This is a genomic window from Fontimonas sp. SYSU GA230001 (genome assembly GCF_040066175.1).
Classification (GTDB): domain Bacteria; phylum Pseudomonadota; class Gammaproteobacteria; order Nevskiales; family Nevskiaceae; genus Solimonas.
In genome coordinates, this window is sequence record NZ_JBEAAM010000067.1 from 1 (window position 1) to 508 (window position 508).

The window sequence follows — 508 nt, forward strand, 5'->3', positions numbered from 1 at the left end:
CGCACCTGCCGTCTCTGCACTGGCGCCCATCGGCACGTCGCCGGTGACGACGGCAATCTCCGCTTCGAGGTCGATGCCCCAGTCCTCCGAAGCCGCCTCGATCGGGCCCATCGGATCGAGAAAGCTGTCGCTGCCGCCCTGGTACATCAACGGATCGCTCCAGAAGCTCGGCGGCATCTCGGCGCCGCGCGCCTTGCGTACCAGTTCGACGTGGTTCACGTAGGCCGAGCCGTCGGCCCACTGGTAGGCGCGCGGCAGCGGCGAGCGGCAGGCGATCGGATGGAAGCCTTCCGCTTCCTCGCCATAGTCACCGTCGTCGAGCCGTCCGGATACGACGCGCAGCTGCGGTTCCACTTCGTTCCAGCGGTCGAGCGCGGATTGCAGGGTGCGCGCGATCTGCGGCACGGCGATGCAGCGCGCCAGATCGCGCGAGACGACGACCAGGCGCCCGTCGCGGGTGCCGTCCTTGAGCGTGGCGAGTTTCATGCGCCGATTTTCGGCGTTTCGG

The 508-nt window shown here is 68.5% G+C and carries 1 protein-coding gene; it reads right to left on the reverse strand.

Features of this window, described 5'->3' with window-relative positions; genetic code table 11:
- Positions 1-486, reverse strand: a 486-nt coding sequence (locus AAG565_RS15760) for a fumarylacetoacetate hydrolase family protein (RefSeq protein WP_348820597.1), incomplete at its 3' end; no start/stop codon positions are given.
- Positions 487-508 lie beyond the last annotated feature (22 nt).